We start from the raw sequence: 17,467 nt of genomic DNA on the forward strand, positions 1-17,467 counted from the left end.
TGCCGTAGACGCGCTGGATCTGCTCGCGCCCCTCGGCGAGGGTGTAGCCGAGGCGGTCGACGCTGCGGTCGTCCTCGAGGTGGCGGCAGAAGGCGGCGACCCGTTCGGCCAGGCGCTCGGGATCGTCGTCGTTGAATTCCACCAGGTTGATGCCGTGGGTCGGGGTGTCGCCGTCCGGGAAGAACTCGCCGACGCTGTCCCACACGAAGTCCTGCTGCGCCAGGCCCAGCACCTTGTCGTCCACCGTCTCGATGGAGGTCGGGGCGGCGTCACTGGCCATCAGCGCCTTGGCGTCGCGCAGGGCATCCATGAAGCCCGCGTAGCGCACGTTGACCAGGGTCGAATGCTTCGGGATCGGCAGCACGCCCAGCACCGCCTCGCCGGTGAAGGCCAGCGAGCCCTCGGCGCCGCACAGCACGCTGTTGAGGTCGAAGCGGCCGTCCTCGGTGCGCAGGTGCGCCAGGTCGTAGCCGGTCAGGCAGCGGTTGAGCGGCGGGAAGGTGTCGCGGATGCGCTCGCGCTCGGCGTCGATGATCGCGCGGGCCGTGCGGTGCACCCGGCCCACGGCGTCGTCGCGGGCGCACAGGGCGTCGAGCTCGGCCTCGTCCACCGGCCGGGTGGTGAGGCGCTCGCCGCCGAGCAGCACGCTGTCGAGCTCGAGGACGTGATCGCGGGTCTTGCCGTACTCGCAGCTGCCCTGGCCGCTGGCGTCGGTGGCGATCATGCCGCCGATCGTCGCCCGGTTGGAGGTGGAGAGTTCCGGGGCGAAGAACAGCCCGTGGGGCTTCAAGGCGGCGTTCAACTGGTCCTTGACCACCCCGGCCTGGACGCGGACCCGGCGGGCGGCGACGTCGATGTCGAGGATGGCGTTCATGTGCTTGGAGACGTCGACCACCAGGCCGTCGGTGAGCGACTGGCCGTTGGTGCCGGTGCCGCCGCCGCGGGGCGCCAGCACCACGCGGCGGAAGTCGTCGCGCGCGGCGAGGCGGGCGATGCGTTCCAGGTCGTCGGTGCCGCGGGGGTAGAGCACCGCCTGGGGCAGGCGCTGGTAGAGGGAGTTGTCGGTGGCCAGCACCGTGCGGTTGGCGTAGTCGGGGGCGATGTCGCCCTCGAAGCCGGCGTCACGCAGGGCCTCGAGGAAGTTCAGGTAGCGGGCATCGTCGCGGCCGGGGGGGCTGGCGTGTGCGGTGTCCAGTCTGGCGATCATGGCGTCGGGTTCGTCGCGTTCGCTGCCGCAGGGCAGAGGGAAAAGAAGGCCCCTACTGTACCCCGAGACGCCGCCTGGCGCATCCGGGCGCGTGGCGCCGGGAGGGGGTTTTGCCTACAATGCTTGCCTTGATTTCCCGTTATCACCGACCGCGACGGACAGGATTCCATGCTCGATCCCAAACTGCTGCGCAGCGACCTCGAGACGGTCGCCCAACGATTGGCCACCCGAGGCTTCGACCTCGACACCGAGCGGCTCGCCGCCCTGGAGTCCCGGCGTCGGGAGCTGCAGGCCGAGACCGAGCGCCTGCAGAACGAGCGCAATACCCGGTCCAAGGCCATCGGCAAGGCCAAGGCCGCCGGCGAGGACATCCAGCCGCTGCTCGACGAGGTCAGCGACCTGGGCGAGCGCCTCGACGCCGCCAAGGCCCGCCTCGCCGAGGTGCAGGCGGAGTGGGACGAGCAGGTCGATGGCCTGCCCAACCTGCCCCATGCCGACGTGCCCCAGGGCCAGAGCGAGGACGACAACGTCGAGCTGCATCGCTGGGGCGCGCCGCGCAGCTTCGATTTTGCGGTGCGCGACCACGTCGACCTGGGCGCGCTGACCGGCCAGCTCGACTTCGACCTGGCCGCCAAGCTGACCGGTGCCCGCTTCGCGGTGATGCGCGGCGGCGTCGCCCGGCTGCACCGCGCGCTGACCCAGTTCATGCTCGACAAGCAGACCCTCGAGCATGGCTACGAGGAGTGCTACGTGCCCTACATGGTCAACGATGATTCCCTGTACGGCACCGGCCAGTTGCCCAAGTTCGGCGAGGATCTCTTCCGCCTGGAGGATGAGCGCGGCTATCGCCTGATCCCCACCGCCGAGGTGCCGCTAACCAACTTCGCCCGCGACGAGATCCTCGAGCACGGGCAGCTGCCGCTGCGCCTCACCGCCCACACCCCCTGCTTCCGCAGCGAGGCCGGCTCCCACGGGCGCGACACCCGGGGCATGATTCGCCAGCACCAGTTCGACAAGGTCGAGATGGTGCAGCTCGTCGATCCGGACACCAGCTACGATGCCTTGGAGGAGATGCGCGGCCACGCCGAGGCGATCCTCCAGGCGCTCGAACTCCCCTACCGGGTGGTGACCCTGTGCACCGGCGACATGGGCTTCGGCGCCGCCAAGACCTACGACCTGGAAGTCTGGCTGCCGAGCCAGGACACCTACCGGGAGATCTCCTCGGTCTCCAACTGCGAGGACTTCCAGGCCCGGCGCATGCAGGCGCGCTTCCGCCACCCCGACGAGAAGAAGCCGCGGCTGCTGCACACCCTCAACGGCTCCGGGCTGGCCGTGGGCCGCTGCCTGATCGCCGTGATGGAGAATCACCAGAACGCCGACGGCTCGATCACGGTGCCCGAGGTGCTGCGCCCCTATCTGGGCGGGCTCGACACCGTTAACGCTTGAGGCGTTAACGGTAGCGGTAAGCTGTAAGAGCGGCGCTTCGCGCCAGAGGACGCGCGGCTACGCCGCTATAAGACGGAAGTACGGCGCTTCGCGCCTGGAAGAGGGAAGACACGACGCAACCCCCGCTCAGGTGGGGGGCGCGTCGTTATGAGCCGGTGAAAAGCTGTTCTTCACTCTTCACTCTTCACTCTTCGCGTCTTCGATCTCCCAGCTGACATTGACCGCGGCGTCGATGCCGATGGTGCCGGGGCGGTACTCGGCGGCGCCGCCGCTTTCCCGGGCGTCGGCGCTCATCGCCATCATCCGCGGCTGGAAGACCGGGGCCTGCTGCTCGGTCACCGAGATCACCCCGCCCAGCTCGACGTCCAGGCCTTCGGCCATCAGTTCGGCCTTGTGACGGGCGCGCTGCAGGGCCCGGGTCAGGGCCTCGTCGGTGGCCGCGTCGCGGTCGGCCAGGTCGTAGGTGACGCCGTCCAGGGCGTCGACGCCGGCCTCGGTCAGGGCGTCCAGGGTAGTCGGCAGGCGATCGAGGGCGTCGAGGGTGACCCGGAAGGGACGCTCCAGCCGGGTCCGCGTCATGGGCGTGGCCTCATCGTCCCCGTCGCGGGGCCGGTGGAGCGTCTCGGGCTGGACGCGCAGTGATCCCGCCCGGATGGCCTCGCGCTCGACGCCGGCCGCCTCCAGGGTGCGGATCAGGGCGGCGGCGCGCTCCTCCAGGCGCTGTCGCGCCTCGGCCAGGGCCCGGGAGTCGTGGCGACCGTCGCCCTCCCGGGCGATGGCGGGGGTGCGCTCCCAGAGTCGGGCGCTGAGCGTGGCCTGGTCGGGCACCACCTCGAGCTCGGCGCGGGCCTGGACATCCAGGTGACGGGGCGTCGCCGACGGCGCCGCCGAGGCGACGAGGGGGGTGGCGATCAGCAGGGGAAGCAGCAGGGCGGTGAGCGGGCGTGGTGTCATGGCGTTGTCCTTTTCGCGGAGTCGACGTCGGCTTGGAGCCGCCGCCCCCGGATCGGGTTCCCGGTCCCGGGCGCTTTCACGAAGCTTGCACCGTCTCGCCGCCCCGGTAAGGGGTGGCGCGTTGTACGCGGAGCCGTCAGGCTGCATGATGACGACCCCAATATCGCGGAGTGGGCGGCATGGCGCGACCCGAGGACGACAGTCAGAGCAGCATCCCCCTCAATCTGACCCTGGCGATGGCCGCCCTGGTGGTGATCATCGCCGGCATGCGCGCCGGCTCGAGCCTGCTGGTGCCTCTGCTGCTGTCGCTGTTCATCGCCGTGGTCTGCACCGCCCCCGTGCACTGGCTGCACCGGCTGGGGGTGAGCCTGCGGCTGTCGGTTTGGCTGACGCTGATCGTGATCGGCGGGCTGCTGTCGCTGCTCGGCCTGCTGCTGGTCAACAGCTTCGGCACCTTCGTCGATGCCCTGCCGGGGATCGAGCAGAAGCTCTACCAGTACTACCTGGACCTGCTCGATCGGCTGGCCGCCCTGGGGCTGGCCATCGATACCGATCGCCTGGCCGAGCTGCTCGACGCCGAGCAGTTCGGCGGCTGGATTCCGGCGCTCATCGGTCAGGTCGGCAACCTGATGATGCAGAGCGTGGTGGTGGCCCTGCTGGTGATGTTCCTGCTGTTCGAGACGCTCAACTTCCGGGACAAGATCTCCCGGGCGCTGGCCAATCCGGCGCCCAGCCTGCGGCGCTTCAGTGAGTTCAGCCTGACCCTGAAGCGCTACCTGGCCGTGAAGACGCTGATCAGCCTGGCCACCGGGGCCCTGATCTGGGGAGCCTGCAAGCTCGTCGGGGTGGAGTTTCCGCTGCTCTGGGCGGTGCTGGCCTTCGCCCTGAACTACATCCCCAACATCGGCTCGGCGATCGCCGCGGTGCCCCCGGTACTGTTGCTGCTGGTGTCCCCGGACGGCGGCCTGGTCAAGGCGGTAGCGCTCTCCGGTGCCTACCTGGGGGTGAACTTCGTGCTCGGCAACCTGGTCGAGCCGCGGGTCATGGGCCGGGCCCTGGGGCTGTCCACCTTCGTGGCCTTCCTGTCGCTGGTGGTGTGGGGCTGGATCTTCGGCGTGGTCGGCATGCTGCTGTCGGTGGTGCTGACCATGACGCTGAAGATCGCCCTGGACAGCCATCCCCAGACCCGCTGGATCGCCCACCTGCTGGGGCCCGGCACCGCGCCCCTGGAAACCGCCGACCGGCCGCCCTCCCAGCGCCAGCCCGGGGGCGAGACCGACGACGCCCCCGAACGACGACGCCCCGGTCCTGAGTGAACCGGGGCGTCGCGGCGTCGGCGTCGATCGATCAGGCGTTCTGGTCGATGAACTGGGTCAGCTGGGACTTGGACTGGGCGCCGACCAGGGAGGCGACCTTGGCGCCGGACTTGAACAGCATCACGGTGGGGACCCCGCGCACGCCCTGCTCGGCGGCGATCTCCGGGGCGTCGTCCACGTTGATGCTGACGATCTTGAGGTTGCCTTCGCGCTCTTCGGCGACCTCGTCGACCACCGGTGCCATGACCTTGCAGGGGCCGCACCACGGGGCCCAGAACTTCAGCAGCACCGGGGTATCGGCGTTGAGAACTTCCTGCTCGAAGTTGGCATTGGTGACATCGACGTTATTGGCCATGGGATTCTCCAGTTACTACGTTGCGCTGCATCGAGCGGATGGTCGAGCATGGGAAGCATGCTTGATCGGACGATGTTAGCGGTCGGTCAGGGTGGTGGCAAATCATGCCGGGGTCCGGGACGCGCCCCGGAGGGGGTGTGTGTCGCCTGTCCGGCTATGCTATAAAGTAATGATGAACGATATTCTTATTTCACTATGGACTTTTGACGCCAGGTTCGCCAGGAGGAGGGGGCGCCCATGAAGCTCCAGCAGCTGCGGTACATCTGGGAAGTCTCGCGTCACAACCTCAATGTCTCGGCGACCGCGCAGAGCCTCTATACCTCCCAGCCGGGCATCTCCAAGCAGATCCGCCTGCTCGAGGACGAGCTGGGGGTGGAGATCTTCGCCCGCAGCGGCAAGCACCTGACCCGGGTCACCCCGGCGGGGCAGGCGATCATCGAGCTGGCCGGCCAGGTGCTCAGGCTCACCGAGAACATCAAGCACGTCGCCCAGGAGCACAGCGACGAGCGGCGCGGCAGCCTGTCCATCGCCACCACCCACACCCAGGCGCGCTATGCGCTGCCGCCGGTGATCCGCGAGTTCACCCGCAAGTATCCCGACGTGGCGCTGCACATGCAGCAGGGCACCCCGCGCCAGATCGCGCAGATGGTCAGCGACGGCCAGGCGGACTTCGCCATCGCCACCGAGTCCCTGGAGCTGTTCAACGACCTGGTGCTGCTGCCCTGCTACCGCTGGAACCGCTGCGTGCTGGTGCCCCGGGACCACCCGCTGGCCGGCCTGAAGACGCTGACCCTGGAGGCGCTGGCCGAGTATCCGCTGGTCACCTATGTGTTCGGCTTCACCGGCCGCTCCCAGCTCGACGACGCCTTCCGCGCCCGCGGGCTCAGCCCCAACGTGGTGCTGACCGCCGCCGACGCCGACGTCATCAAGACCTACGTGCGCCTCGGCATGGGGGTCGGCATCGTCGCCCACATGGCGGTGGATCCGGAGCAGGACACCGACCTGGTGGCGCTGGATGCCGGCCACCTCTTCGAGAGCTCCACCACCAAGATCGGCATCCGTCGCGGCACCTTCATGCGCGGCTTCATGTACGACTTCCTGCAGGGCTTCGCCGACCACCTGGATCGCGACCTGGTGGACGCCGCCCTCACCGCCGGCCCCCGCCACGAGGAGGGGCTGTTCCGCGACCTCGAGCTGCCGGTTCGCTGAGCGCCGCGCCGCCGGTCGCCGCCCGCAGGGCCGGCCGGGGCGCTCGCCCCGGTCGTCCTCAATGCTGGAGGTGCAGCCCGCACTCCCGCTTCTCCTCCACCTTGGTGGGATCGAAGTAGTCGAACTCGTTGGGCAGGTCGTGCTCCTGCAGGTAGCGATAGAGGTCGCGTGCCGTCCAGTGCAGCAGGGGCGCCACCTTGAGCAGGCCGTCGGCATTGCGCGAGACGGCGTCCATGCGGGCCCGTTCCGGGGTGTCCTCGGCGCGCAGGGCGGTGAACCAGACGTCCGGCGCCATCTCGCGCAGCGCCCGGGCGAAGGGCTCGAGCTTCACCTCCTCGGTGAAGGCCGCGTGGCGCGGATCCTCGATGCCCGGCATGGGGCCGTCGACCGCCTCGCGATGCGCCCGGGTGCGGCGCGGCAGGTAGGTGATCAGGTTGAGGTCGAGGCGCCTGGCCAGGTCATCCGCATAGCGGTAGGTGGCCTCGGTATTGTAGCCGTGGTCCATCCAGACCACCGGGATGTCCGGCCGCTGGCGGGTCACCATGTGCAGTATCACCGCCTCGAAGGGGCGGAAGTTGGTGGTGCAGATCGGTCGGCTGCCCTGCTCCAGGGCCCAGCGGATCAGGGCCTCGGGATCCTGGCCCAGCTCGCGGTTGACGGCGTCGAGTTGCGCTTCCATGGAAGGCTCCAGCAAGGGGGTTTTCAGACCGGCTACCCTAGCAGAGCCGCGATCGGCCGCCCCAATACCGTTTCATTGGATTGATATTTCAGTAAGGCTTAAAAGCGCCTTTTCCTTATTCCTCGATGTCCTGTTCGCCGCTCCCCCGCAGGGCCGCCATCAGGTGGCGGATCTTGTCCAGGGTCTCGGTGTATTCCGCCGCGCCCCGGGAGTCGGCGACCAGGCCGCCGCCGCCCCACAGGTGCAGCCGGCCCCGGTCCGCCACCGCCGTGCGGATGGCGATGGAGGTGTCCATGTGGCCGCGCACGTCCACGTAGCCGAGGCTGCCGCAGTAGGCGCTGCGCATCGAGGGCTCCAGCTCGTCGATGATCTGCATGGCCCGCACCTTGGGCGCGCCGGTGATGGAGCCCCCGGGGAAGGCCGCGGCCAGCAGGTCCAGCGGCGTGTGGCGGGCGTCTAGTTCGCCGGTGACCACGCTGACCAGGTGATGGACGTTGGCGTAGCTCTCCAGGCCGCACAGCTGCGGCACGCGCACCGTGCCGGGGCGGCACACCCGTCCCAGATCGTTGCGCAGCAGGTCGACGATCATCACGTTCTCGGCGCGGTCCTTGACGCTCGCGGTGAGCGCCTCGGCCAGCCGCCGGTCCTCGTCCGGCGTGGCGCCACGCGGCCGGGTGCCCTTGATCGGCCGGGTTTCCACCCGCCCCCCGGCACACTGCAGGAAGCGCTCCGGCGACAGCGAGAGGATGGCCCGGTCGTCCCAGGCCAGGAACCCGGAGAAGGGCGTGGGGGTGGCCCGTCGCAGGCGGCGGTAGGCCGCCCAGAGGTCGCCCTGAAAGGGCGCGCTGAAGCGCTGGGCGAGGTTGATCTGGTAGCAGTCGCCGGCGCGGATGTAGCGCTGCACCGCCTCGAAGCGCGCCAGGTAGGCATCGCGGCTCAGCTCGGCGACGAAGTCGCCGCGCAGCCGGAAATCGTCGGCGTCGTCGGCGGGGGCCGCCAGCCAGCCGAGCACCTGGGCGCGACGCTCCGGGGTGGCGACCAGCCAGGCCTCGCGGCGCTCGTGATCCTGGATCAGCGCCCAGTCGTAGAGGCCGACGCGGCTGGCCGGCAGTCGCGCCGCGGGGCGGGCATGGCCGGCCACCGGCTCCAGGCAGTGGCCCAGGTCATAGCTCCAGTAGCCGATCAGCCCGCCCAGGAAGGGCAGGTCGCTGTCGGGCACCGACGCGGGTAGCCGGTCGAGCAGGGCCTGCTGGGCGGCGAAGGGCGTCAGGCCCTCCAGCGCCGGATCGCCGTGCAGGCGGCCGAGCGTGTCGATCTCCAGCATGCTCAGGGGGTCGCTGGAGAGGATGTCGTAGCGTCCTCCGGGGGCCACGGGGCGGCCGCTGTCCAGCAGCACCGCGTCCGGACGCCGTCGCAGGGCCGAGAAGGCCGCCAGCGGCGACTCCCGGTAGGGCAGGGGGGTGATCTCGAGTGGTGATGTCATCAATGGCGCTTTCCTCAACAGGCCGCACATTCTAGGCGCCACGTCCGGCTTTGTCCCCGTCGAGGGCGCCGCCGGGAGGAACGGGGTGTCAACGCAGCCGGGAGGGGCCCGCCCCGCGGGCCTATCGATCGCTTGGTTGTTTACAACCAAAGGGGGATCGTCCGCGGGGCGATGGCATATTGACCCGGATGTCGGCACTGACTACAGTGCCCTTACCACTTAATTGTCGACAATCATCATGACCAACGCCCTGAATCCATCGGCCCATGCCCCCGAGGTTCGCACCCTGGCGGAGCGAGTCTTCCAGCAGCTTCAGGATGCCATCGTGCGCGGCGAGCTGGCCCCCGGCAGCAAGATCACCGAACCCGGCCTGTCGCGGACCTACGGTATCTCCCGCGGCCCGCTGCGCGAGGCCATGCGCCGCCTCGAGGCGCACCGGCTGATCGAGCGCGTCCCCCATGTGGGGGCTCGGGTGGTCAAGCTGTCCATCGAGGAGCTGCTCGAGCTGTTCGACGTCCGCGAGGCGTTGGAGAGCATGGCGGCGCGGATCGCCGCCGAGCGCATGACCGCCGAGGAGATCGCCGGGCTGCGCGAGGTGCTGGCGGTGCACGAGCGCCAGACCGATCTCAGCCGCGGCGAGGCCTACTACCAGCGCGAGGGCGACCTGGACTTCCACTACCGCATCGTCCAGGGCAGCCACAACCGGATGCTGATGGGCATGCTGTGCGACGACCTCTACTACCTGGTGCGGCTGTACCGCACCCAGTTCAGCGCCAGCGGCTCGCGCCCCCAGCGCGCCTTCGTCGAGCACCACCGCATCGTCGACGCCATCGAGGCCGGCGACGCCGAGCTCGCCGAGCTGCTGATGCGCCGCCATGTCAGCGCTTCCCGGGAGAACGTCGTCGAACGCTATGCCGCCTCCCTCAACCAGGAACCGGAAGCGTCCCGCTGAGGACGCCCCGTCGACCCAACGGAGAGATCCCATGACCCGATCCACCCCCGGCGCCCGCTTCCGTGCCGCCCTCGAGGCCAACCGGCCGCTGCCCATCGTCGGCACCATCAATGCCTACACCGCCATGATGGCCGAGCGGGTCGGCCACCGGGCGATCTACCTGTCCGGCGGCGGCGTGGCCAATGCCTCCTTCGGCCTGCCGGACCTGGGCATGACCACCATGAACGACGTGGTCGAGGACGCCCACCGCATCTGCGGCGCCACCGACCTGCCGCTGCTGGTGGACATCGACACCGGCTGGGGCGGCGCCTTCAACATCGCTCGCACCGTCAAGGAGATGCAGCGGGCCGGCGTGGCCGCCGTGCACCTGGAGGATCAGGTGGCCCAGAAGCGCTGCGGCCACCGGCCCAACAAGGCGATCGTCTCCCAGCAGGAGATGGTCGACCGCATCAAGGCCGCCGCCGACGCCCGGCTCGACCCGGACTTCTACCTGATCGCCCGCACCGACGCCTTCCAGAAGGAGGGCCTGGAGGCCGCCATCGAGCGCGCTAACGCCTGCCTGGAGGCCGGCGCCGACGCCATCTTCGCCGAGGCGGTGCATACCCTGGACGACTACCGGGCCTTCTGCGAGCGGCTCGATGCCCCGATCCTCGCCAACATCACCGAGTTCGGCGCCACGCCGCTGTTCGGCCAGGACGAACTCGCCGAGGCGGGCTGCCGGATGGTGCTCTACCCGCTGTCCGCCTTCCGCGCCATGAACGCCGCGGCGCTCAAGGTCTACCAGAGCATCCACGATCAGGGCCATCAGCGCGACGTGGTGGAGCTGATGCAGACCCGCGAGGAGCTCTACGACTTCCTGAACTACCACGACTTCGAGCGCAAGCTCGACGCCCTGTTCGCCGAGCAGGATGGCGACAGCTAAGCGTTCCCCATAACAAGCACTCACAGGAGACACGACCATGGCAGATAAACCGATCGGCGGCGCCGGCCTGCGGGGCCAGAGCGCCGGCTCCACCGCCCTGTGCACCGTCGGCAAGAGCGGTGCCGGCCTGACCTATCGCGGCTACGACATCCAGGAGCTGGCCGACAAGGCGCGCTTCGAGGAGGTGGCCCACCTGCTGCTCAAGGGCAAGCTGCCCAACCAGGCCGAGCTGGACGCCTACGTGACCAAGCTCAAGGGCCTGCGCGGCCTGCCCCAGGCGCTCAAGACCGTGCTCGAGCAGATCCCCGCCGACGCCCACCCCATGGACGTGATGCGTACCGGCGCCTCGATGCTCGGCAACCTGGAGACCGAGGAGAGCTTCGACCAGCAGCAGGACGTCTCCGACCGCCTGCTGGCGGCGCTGCCGTCCATCATCTGCTACTGGTACCGCTTCAGCCACGACGGCGTGCGCATCGATACCGAGACCGACGACGACTCCGTGGGCGGGCACTTCCTGCACCTGCTGCGCGGCGCGCCGGCCTCCGAGCTGCATGCCCGGGTGATGAACGTCTCGTTGATCCTCTACGCCGAGCACGAGTTCAACGCCTCGACCTTCACCGCCCGCGTCTGCGCCTCGACCCTCTCCGACATGCACTCCTGCGTGACCGGCGCCATCGGCTCGCTGCGCGGGCCGCTGCACGGCGGCGCCAACGAGGCGGCCATGGCGATGATCGAGAACTGGCAGTCCGCGGACGAGGCCGAGCGCGAGATCCTCGGCATGCTCGAGCGCAAGGACAAGATCATGGGCTTCGGCCACGCCATCTATCGCGAGTCCGATCCGCGCAACGCCATCATCAAGAAGTGGTCCAAGCAGCTCGCCGAGGACGTCGGCGACAGCGTGCTCTACCCGGTGTCCGAGCGCGTCGAGGCGGTGATGTGGCGCGAGAAGAAGCTGTTCTGCAACGCCGACTTCTTCCACGCCAGCGCCTATCACTTCATGGGCATCCCCACCAAGCTGTTCACCCCGATCTTCGTCTGTTCGCGGGTCACCGGCTGGTGCGCCCATGTCTTCGAGCAGCGCGAGAACAACCGCATCATCCGCCCGAGCGCCGACTACACCGGCCCGGAGCACAGCGAGTGGGTGCCGATCGAGGAACGCCCCTGACCCGCCTGCCCGATGCTCACCCGTCATGACGGGTGCCGGCGGCAAGACGACGCGGGGCGCCGCGGCGCCCCGCCGGGTTCAGGATCCCCGGAGCCTGCCGCCGGCAGGCCCCGTGGGAGCCGTCGGCGGGCTCACCTCCGCTGTTGCCGCTTTCCATGTCCACGACCCGATCCGAGGGTGGCCAAGCCATGAATACCGATTACCGCAAGCCCCTGCCCGGCACCGGGCTGGACTACTTCGATACCCGCGAGGCGGTCGAGGCGATTCGCCCCGGCGCCTTCGATACCCTGACCTACACCGCCCGGGTGCTGGCCGAGCAGCTGGTGCGCCGCTGCGAACCGGGCCTGCGCGACGCCGCCCTCGAGCAGATCATCGACGGCAAGCGCGACCTGGACTTCCCCTGGTACCCGGCCCGGGTGGTCTGCCACGACATCCTCGGCCAGACGGCGCTCGTCGACCTGGCCGGCCTGCGCGACGCCATCGCCGAGCGCGGCGGCGACCCGGCCAAGGTCAACCCGGTGGTGCCCACCCAGCTGATCGTCGACCACTCCCTGGCCGTGGAGCACGCCGGCTACGAGAAGGACGCCTTCGAGCAGAACCGGGCGGTGGAGGATCGCCGCAACGAGGATCGCTTCCACTTCATCGACTGGACGCGCACCGCCTTCGAGAACGTCGACGTCATCCCCGCCGGCAACGGCATCATGCACCAGATCAACCTGGAGAAGATGTCGCCGGTGGTGCAGGCCCGCGAGGGCGTGGCCTTCCCCGACACCTGCGTGGGCACCGACAGCCACACCCCGCACATCGACTGCCTGGGGGTGATCGCCATCGGCGTGGGCGGCCTCGAGGCCGAGACCGTGATGCTGGGTCGCCCGTCGATGATGCGCCTGCCCGACATCGTCGGCGTCAAGCTCACCGGCGAGCGCCAGCCCGGCATCACCGCTACCGACATCGTGCTGGCGATCACCGAGTTCCTGCGCCAGGAGCGGGTGGTCGGCGCCTATCTGGAGTTCTTCGGCGAGGGGGCGGCGAGCCTGACCATCGGCGACCGCGCCACCATCTCCAACATGACCCCGGAGTACGGCGCCACGGCGGCGATGTTCTACATCGACGACCAGACCCTCGACTACCTCAAGCTGACCGGCCGCGAGCCGGAGCAGGTGGCGCTGGTCGAGCGGTACGCCAAGGCCAACGGCCTGTGGGCGGACGACCTGGCCGGCGCCCGGTACGAGCGGGTGCTGGAGTTCGACCTCTCCACCGTGGAGCGCAACCTGGCCGGGCCGTCCAACCCGCATCGTCGCCTGCCCACCAGTGCGCTGCACGACCGCGGCATCGCCGTCGATTACGACAAGGCCCGTGAGGAGGAGCGCGAGGGCAGGATGCCCGATGGCGCGGTGATCATCGCCGCCATCACCAGCTGCACCAACACCTCCAACCCGCGCAACGTGGTGGCCGCCGGCCTGCTGGCCAAGAAGGCCAACGCGCTGGGGCTCACGCGCAAGCCTTGGGTGAAGTCGTCCTTCGCGCCGGGCTCCAAGGTGGCGCGCCTCTACCTGGAGGAAGCCGGCCTGCTGCCCGAGCTGGAGGCGCTCGGCTTCGGCATCGTCGCCTACGCCTGCACCACCTGCAACGGCATGTCCGGCGCCCTGGATCCGGCGATCCAGCAGGAAATCATCGACCGCGACCTCTATTCCACGGCGGTGCTCTCCGGCAACCGCAACTTCGACGGGCGCATCCACCCCTACGCCAAGCAGGCCTTCCTGGCCTCGCCGCCGCTGGTGGTCGCCTACGCCATCGCCGGCACCGTGCGCTTCGACATCGAGCAGGACGCCCTGGGCACCGACCCGGACGGCAATCCGATCACCCTCCAGGACCTGTGGCCCTCCGACGAGGAGATCGACGCCATCGTCGGCGAGTACGTCAAGCCCGAGCAGTTCCAGCGGGTCTACATCCCGATGTTCGACCTGGATGCCGTGGAGGCCGCCGAGAGCCCGCTCTACGACTGGCGAGCGCAGAGCACCTACATCCGCCGGCCGCCCTACTGGGAGGGCACCATGGCCGGCGAGCGAGCGCTCAAGGGGATGCGGCCCCTGGCTATCCTGCCGGACAACATCACCACCGACCACCTGTCGCCGTCCAACGCCATCATGGCCGACAGCGCCGCCGGCGAATACCTGGCCAAGATGGGCCTGCCGGAGGAGGACTTCAACTCCTACGCCACCCACCGCGGCGATCACCTGACCGCCCAGCGGGCGACCCTGGCCAACCCCAAGCTGTTCAACGAGATGGTCCGCGACGAGGCCGGCGAGGTGATCCAGGGCTCGCTGGCGCGCATCGAGCCGGAAGGCGCGGTCACCCGCATGTGGGAGGCCATCGAGACCTACATGGAGCGCCGCCAGCCCTTGATCATCATCGCCGGGGCCGACTACGGCCAGGGCTCGTCCCGGGACTGGGCGGCCAAGGGCGTGGCGCTGGCCGGGGTGGAGGCGATCGTCGCCGAGGGCTTCGAGCGCATCCATCGCACCAACCTGATCGGCATGGGCGTGATGCCGCTGCAGTTCGAGGCAGGCACCACCCGCCACACCCTGGGCCTCGACGGCACCGAGACCTATGACGTGGAGGGCGAGCCCGCGCCGGGCGCGACCTTGACCCTGGTGATCCACCGCCGGAACGGCGACAGCGAGCGGGTGCCGGTGACCTGCCGCCTGGATACCGCCGAGGAGGTCTCGATCTACAAGGCGGGCGGGGTGCTGCAGCGCTTCGCCGAGGACTTCCTGCAATCCGAGGAGGGGGCCAGCGCATGAGCCGGATGCCACAGATTCGCGTTCCCGCCACCTACATGCGTGGCGGCACCAGCAAGGGCGTGTTCTTCCGCCTCGACGACCTGCCCGAGGCGGCCCGCGAGCCGGGCCCGGCCCGGGATGCCCTGCTGCTGCGGGTGATCGGCAGCCCCGACCCCTACGGCAAGCAGATCGACGGCATGGGCGGCGCCACCTCCAGCACCAGCAAGACGGTGATCCTGTCGAGGAGCGAGCGCCCTGATCACGACGTCGACTACCTGTTCGGCCAGGTCTCCATCGACAAGCCCTTCGTCGACTGGAGCGGCAACTGCGGCAACCTCTCGGCGGCGGTCGGGCCGTTCGCGATCCGCCACGGCCTGGTCGACCCCGAACGCGTGCCTCGCAACGGCACCGCCGAGGTACGCATCTGGCAGGCCAACATCGGCAAGACCATCGTCGGTCACGTGCCGATCGTCGACGGCGAGGTCCAGGAGACCGGCGACTTCGAGCTCGACGGCGTGACCTTTCCCGCCGCCGAGGTGGCGGTGGACTTCATGGATCCCGCCGACGGCGAGGGGGCGATGTTCCCCACCGGCAAGGTGGTCGACGACCTGGAGGTGCCCGGGGTCGGGACCCTGCGGGCGACGCTGATCAACGCCGGCATTCCCACCGTCTTCGTCGAGGCCGAGGCCATCGGCTATACCGGGGCCGAGCTGCAGGAGGCCATCAACGGCGATCCCGAGGCGCTGGCCCGCTTCGAGGCGATCCGCGCCCATGGCGCCCTGCGCATGGGGTTGATCGAGCGCCTCGAGGAGGCGGCCGACCGCCAGCACACCCCCAAGGTGGCCTTCGTGGCGCCACCCCGGGACTACGTCGCCTCCAGCGGCAAGCCGGTGGCCGCCGCGGACATCGACCTGCTGGTGCGCGCGCTGTCCATGGGCAAGCTGCATCACGCCATGATGGGCACGGCCGCCGTGGCCATCGCCACCGCGGCCGCGGTGCCCGGCAGCCTGGTCAACCAGGCGGCCGGCGGCGGCGAACGCACCTCGGTATGCTTCGGCCACCCCTCCGGCAGCCTGCGGGTGGGTGCCGAGACCCGCCAGCAGCCGGGCGGCTGGACGGCGGTCAAGGCGACCATGGGCCGCAGCGCCCGGGTGCTGATGGACGGCTGGGTCCACGTGCCCGGCGACAGCTTCTGAACGCTCCCGCGGACGTCGAACAATGATCCCGTCCGCCGTGGGATGCTCCCTCCTGTGGCGCCCCGGTTTTCCCCGGGGCGCCTTTCTATAGTAAGGGTGGTCATCCGACATCGCGGCAGGAGGACAGCATGAGCGCTACCGTGGAAGCCAACGTCCGCCCCGACTACGACGACGCCCTGCAGGCGATCGCCGACTATGTCCTGAGCTATCGCGTCGACGGCGAGGAGGCGCTCGCCACCGCGCGTCATTGCCTGATGGATACCCTGGGGTGCGGGCTGCTGGCGCTGCGCTTCCCCGAGTGCACCAAGCATCTGGGGCCCCTGGTGGAAGGGACCATCGTGCCCCACGGAGCCCGGGTGCCGGGCACCGCCTTCCGACTGGATCCGGTCAAGGCGGCCTGGGACATCGGCGCCATGGTCCGCTGGCTGGACTACAACGACACCTGGCTGGCCGCGGAGTGGGGCCATCCCTCCGACAATCTCGGCGGCATCCTGGCCGTGGCCGATCACCTCGGCCAGGTGCGCCGGGCCCGGGGCGAGTCGCCGCTGGCGATGCGCGAGGTGCTCGAGGCCATGGTCATGGCCCACGAGATCCAGGGCGTGCTGGCGCTCGAGAACGCCTTCAACCGGGTCGGGCTCGACCATGTGGTGCTGGTGAAGGTCGCCACCACCGCCGTGGCGGCGAAGCTGATGGGCGCCGATCGCGAACAGCTGCTGTCCGCGCTGTCCCATGCCTGGGTGGACGGTCAGAGCCTGCGGACTTACCGTCACGCGCCCAACGCCGGCTCGCGCAAGAGCTGGGCGGCGGGAGACGCGACATCCCGCGGCGTGCGCCTGGCCGATATCGCCCTGCGCGGCGAGATGGGCATCCCCGGCGCCCTGTCGGCGCCCCAGTGGGGCTTTCACGACGTCGCGTTCAGCCACACCAGCCGGGACCTGGCCCTCAAGCCGGAGGGCGAGCGTCGCCTGCGCCTTTCGCGCCCGTTCGGCAGCTACGTGATGGAGAACGTGCTGTTCAAGATCGCCTTTCCCGCCGAGTTCCACGCCCAGACCGCCTGCGAGGCCGCGGTGCGCCTGCATCCCGAGGTCAAGGATCGCCTGGGCGAGGTCGAGCGCATCGTGCTGAGCACCCAGGAGTCGGCCATTCGCATCATCTCCAAGGAGGGCGAACTGGCCAACCCCGCCGACCGGGATCACTGCCTGCAGTACATGGTCGCCGTGCCGCTGGCCTTCGGCGAGCTCGCCGCCGAGCATTACGAGGACGACTTCCACGCCGCCCATCCGCGGATCGACGCGCTGCGCGCGAAGATGGAGGTGATCGAGGATCCACGGTATTCCCGGGACTACCTCGATCCCGGCAAGCGCTCCATCGCCAACGCCATCCAGGTGTTCTTCGCCGACGGGACCTCGACCGAGAAGGTCGAGGTCGAATATCCCCTCGGGCACCGTCGGCGCCGCGACGAGGGCATACCGCTGCTCGAGGCCAAGTTCCGGCGTCACCTGGCGACGCGTTTTCCGCCGGCCCGCTGCGAGCGAATCCAGGCGCTGTGCCGCGATCCGCAGGGCCTGGCGCAGACGCCGGTGGACCATTTCGTCGACCTCTTCGTGATCTGAGCAGGGCAGCCCTCGCGACCGGTGTGGCGATGCCGTTGCGGCTGGGCTATATTTTTCTGGTGCGAGGCCTTGCGTGCGCCCCGAAGAATCCGTAAAGTACGCATCCGCTGCCGGCGACGGGCAACGTTGCAGGCGGTGATGAGTGGCAGAAGCGCTTGTTTTGCTTGAGGTTTTTCGAAGGTTTCGC

Annotated in this window: 14 protein-coding genes; 9 read left to right on the forward strand and 5 right to left on the reverse strand. The window is 69.5% G+C overall.

All coding sequences use genetic code 11. The features are described 5' to 3' along the window. On the reverse strand, nt 1-1,207 hold a 1,207-nt coding region (locus QC818_RS18060), incomplete at its 3' end, for an FAD-binding oxidoreductase (RefSeq protein ID WP_309654263.1). Between the two features lie 168 nt (nt 1,208-1,375). On the opposite strand from QC818_RS18060, the gene serS reads away from it, so the two are divergent. Further along, the gene (serS, locus tag QC818_RS18065) at nt 1,376-2,653 is read left to right on the forward strand and encodes a serine--tRNA ligase (protein ID WP_309654264.1); all 1,278 of its coding nucleotides are present in this window, start codon (nt 1,376-1,378) and stop codon (nt 2,651-2,653) included. Between the two features lie 177 nt (nt 2,654-2,830). On the opposite strand, the gene QC818_RS18070 is transcribed toward serS, so the two are convergent. After that, a complete protein-coding gene (locus QC818_RS18070; protein WP_309654265.1) occupies nt 2,831-3,607 on the reverse strand; it encodes an SIMPL domain-containing protein in 777 nt (258 codons plus the stop codon). A 179-nt stretch (nt 3,608-3,786) separates the two neighbouring features. Here QC818_RS18070 and QC818_RS18075 point away from each other — a divergent pair, with 179 nt between their 5' ends. Further along, nucleotides 3,787-4,923 carry an AI-2E family transporter gene (locus tag QC818_RS18075; RefSeq protein WP_309654266.1) on the forward strand — a complete coding sequence of 379 codons (1,137 nt, stop codon included), beginning with the start codon at nt 3,787-3,789 and terminating at the stop codon, nt 4,921-4,923. A 31-nt stretch (nt 4,924-4,954) separates the two neighbouring features. Here the strand turns inward: QC818_RS18075 and trxA are convergent, their stop codons facing one another. Continuing rightward, nucleotides 4,955-5,278 carry a thioredoxin gene (gene trxA, locus QC818_RS18080; RefSeq protein ID WP_126487061.1) on the reverse strand — a complete coding sequence of 108 codons (324 nt, stop codon included), beginning with the start codon at nt 5,276-5,278 and terminating at the stop codon, nt 4,955-4,957. Between the two features lie 237 nt (nt 5,279-5,515). Here trxA and cysB point away from each other — a divergent pair, with 237 nt between their 5' ends. After that, nucleotides 5,516-6,487 carry an HTH-type transcriptional regulator CysB gene (gene cysB, locus QC818_RS18085; protein ID WP_309654267.1) on the forward strand — a complete coding sequence of 324 codons (972 nt, stop codon included), beginning with the start codon at nt 5,516-5,518 and terminating at the stop codon, nt 6,485-6,487. A 58-nt stretch (nt 6,488-6,545) separates the two neighbouring features. Here the strand turns inward: cysB and QC818_RS18090 are convergent, their stop codons facing one another. Next, the gene (locus QC818_RS18090; protein WP_309654268.1) at nt 6,546-7,166 is read right to left on the reverse strand and encodes a phosphoadenosine phosphosulfate reductase domain-containing protein; all 621 of its coding nucleotides are present in this window, start codon (nt 7,164-7,166) and stop codon (nt 6,546-6,548) included. Between the two features lie 115 nt (nt 7,167-7,281). Beyond that, nucleotides 7,282-8,649: an aminodeoxychorismate synthase component I gene (pabB, locus tag QC818_RS18095; RefSeq protein WP_309654269.1), complete on the reverse strand. Its 1,368-nt coding sequence runs from the start codon at nt 8,647-8,649 to the stop codon at nt 7,282-7,284. Between the two features lie 238 nt (nt 8,650-8,887). Between pabB and QC818_RS18100 the strand changes: the two genes are divergently transcribed. The 6 genes from QC818_RS18100 (at nt 8,888) to prpD (ending at nt 17,280) form a co-directional block, all read left to right on the forward strand. Beyond that, on the forward strand, nt 8,888-9,601 hold the full coding sequence (locus QC818_RS18100) for a GntR family transcriptional regulator (RefSeq protein ID WP_309654270.1): 714 nt from the start codon (nt 8,888-8,890) through the stop codon (nt 9,599-9,601). Between the two features lie 31 nt (nt 9,602-9,632). After that, complete coding sequence (gene prpB / locus QC818_RS18105) at nt 9,633-10,523, forward strand: methylisocitrate lyase (protein ID WP_309654271.1); 891 nt, start codon at nt 9,633-9,635, stop codon at nt 10,521-10,523. A 37-nt stretch (nt 10,524-10,560) separates the two neighbouring features. Beyond that, nucleotides 10,561-11,688: a bifunctional 2-methylcitrate synthase/citrate synthase gene (prpC, locus tag QC818_RS18110; RefSeq protein WP_309654272.1), complete on the forward strand. Its 1,128-nt coding sequence runs from the start codon at nt 10,561-10,563 to the stop codon at nt 11,686-11,688. Between the two features lie 188 nt (nt 11,689-11,876). After that, nucleotides 11,877-14,492, forward strand: a complete 2,616-nt coding sequence (gene acnD, locus QC818_RS18115) for a Fe/S-dependent 2-methylisocitrate dehydratase AcnD (RefSeq protein ID WP_309654273.1) — start codon at nt 11,877-11,879, stop codon at nt 14,490-14,492. After that, the gene (gene prpF, locus QC818_RS18120; RefSeq protein ID WP_309654274.1) at nt 14,489-15,667 is read left to right on the forward strand and encodes a 2-methylaconitate cis-trans isomerase PrpF; all 1,179 of its coding nucleotides are present in this window, start codon (nt 14,489-14,491) and stop codon (nt 15,665-15,667) included. The genes acnD and prpF overlap by 4 nt, the downstream gene beginning before the upstream one ends. Nucleotides 15,668-15,795: 128 nt before the next feature. Continuing rightward, nucleotides 15,796-17,280, forward strand: a complete 1,485-nt coding sequence (gene prpD / locus QC818_RS18125; RefSeq protein ID WP_309654275.1) for a 2-methylcitrate dehydratase — start codon at nt 15,796-15,798, stop codon at nt 17,278-17,280. The last annotated feature ends 187 nt before the right edge of the window (nt 17,281-17,467 follow it).

It is taken from the genome of Halomonas koreensis (genome assembly GCF_031451675.1).
Taxonomy (GTDB): Bacteria; Pseudomonadota; Gammaproteobacteria; order Pseudomonadales; family Halomonadaceae; genus Halomonas; species Halomonas koreensis.

Coding starts and splice junctions, on each gene's coding strand:
- QC818_RS18100 (WP_309654270.1), top strand. CDS start 8,888: ATGACCAACGCCCTGAATCCATCGGCCCATGCCCCCGAGGTTCGCACC.
- QC818_RS18090 (WP_309654268.1), bottom strand. CDS start 7,166: ATGGAAGCGCAACTCGACGCCGTCAACCGCGAGCTGGGCCAGGATCCC.
- QC818_RS18075 (WP_309654266.1), top strand. CDS start 3,787: ATGGCGCGACCCGAGGACGACAGTCAGAGCAGCATCCCCCTCAATCTG.
- prpF (WP_309654274.1), top strand. CDS start 14,489: ATGAGCCGGATGCCACAGATTCGCGTTCCCGCCACCTACATGCGTGGC.
- prpC (WP_309654272.1), top strand. CDS start 10,561: ATGGCAGATAAACCGATCGGCGGCGCCGGCCTGCGGGGCCAGAGCGCC.
- QC818_RS18070 (WP_309654265.1), bottom strand. CDS start 3,607: ATGACACCACGCCCGCTCACCGCCCTGCTGCTTCCCCTGCTGATCGCC.
- pabB (WP_309654269.1), bottom strand. CDS start 8,649: ATGACATCACCACTCGAGATCACCCCCCTGCCCTACCGGGAGTCGCCG.
- prpD (WP_309654275.1), top strand. CDS start 15,796: ATGAGCGCTACCGTGGAAGCCAACGTCCGCCCCGACTACGACGACGCC.
- acnD (WP_309654273.1), top strand. CDS start 11,877: ATGAATACCGATTACCGCAAGCCCCTGCCCGGCACCGGGCTGGACTAC.
- cysB (WP_309654267.1), top strand. CDS start 5,516: ATGAAGCTCCAGCAGCTGCGGTACATCTGGGAAGTCTCGCGTCACAAC.
- prpB (WP_309654271.1), top strand. CDS start 9,633: ATGACCCGATCCACCCCCGGCGCCCGCTTCCGTGCCGCCCTCGAGGCC.
- serS (WP_309654264.1), top strand. CDS start 1,376: ATGCTCGATCCCAAACTGCTGCGCAGCGACCTCGAGACGGTCGCCCAA.
- trxA (WP_126487061.1), bottom strand. CDS start 5,278: ATGGCCAATAACGTCGATGTCACCAATGCCAACTTCGAGCAGGAAGTT.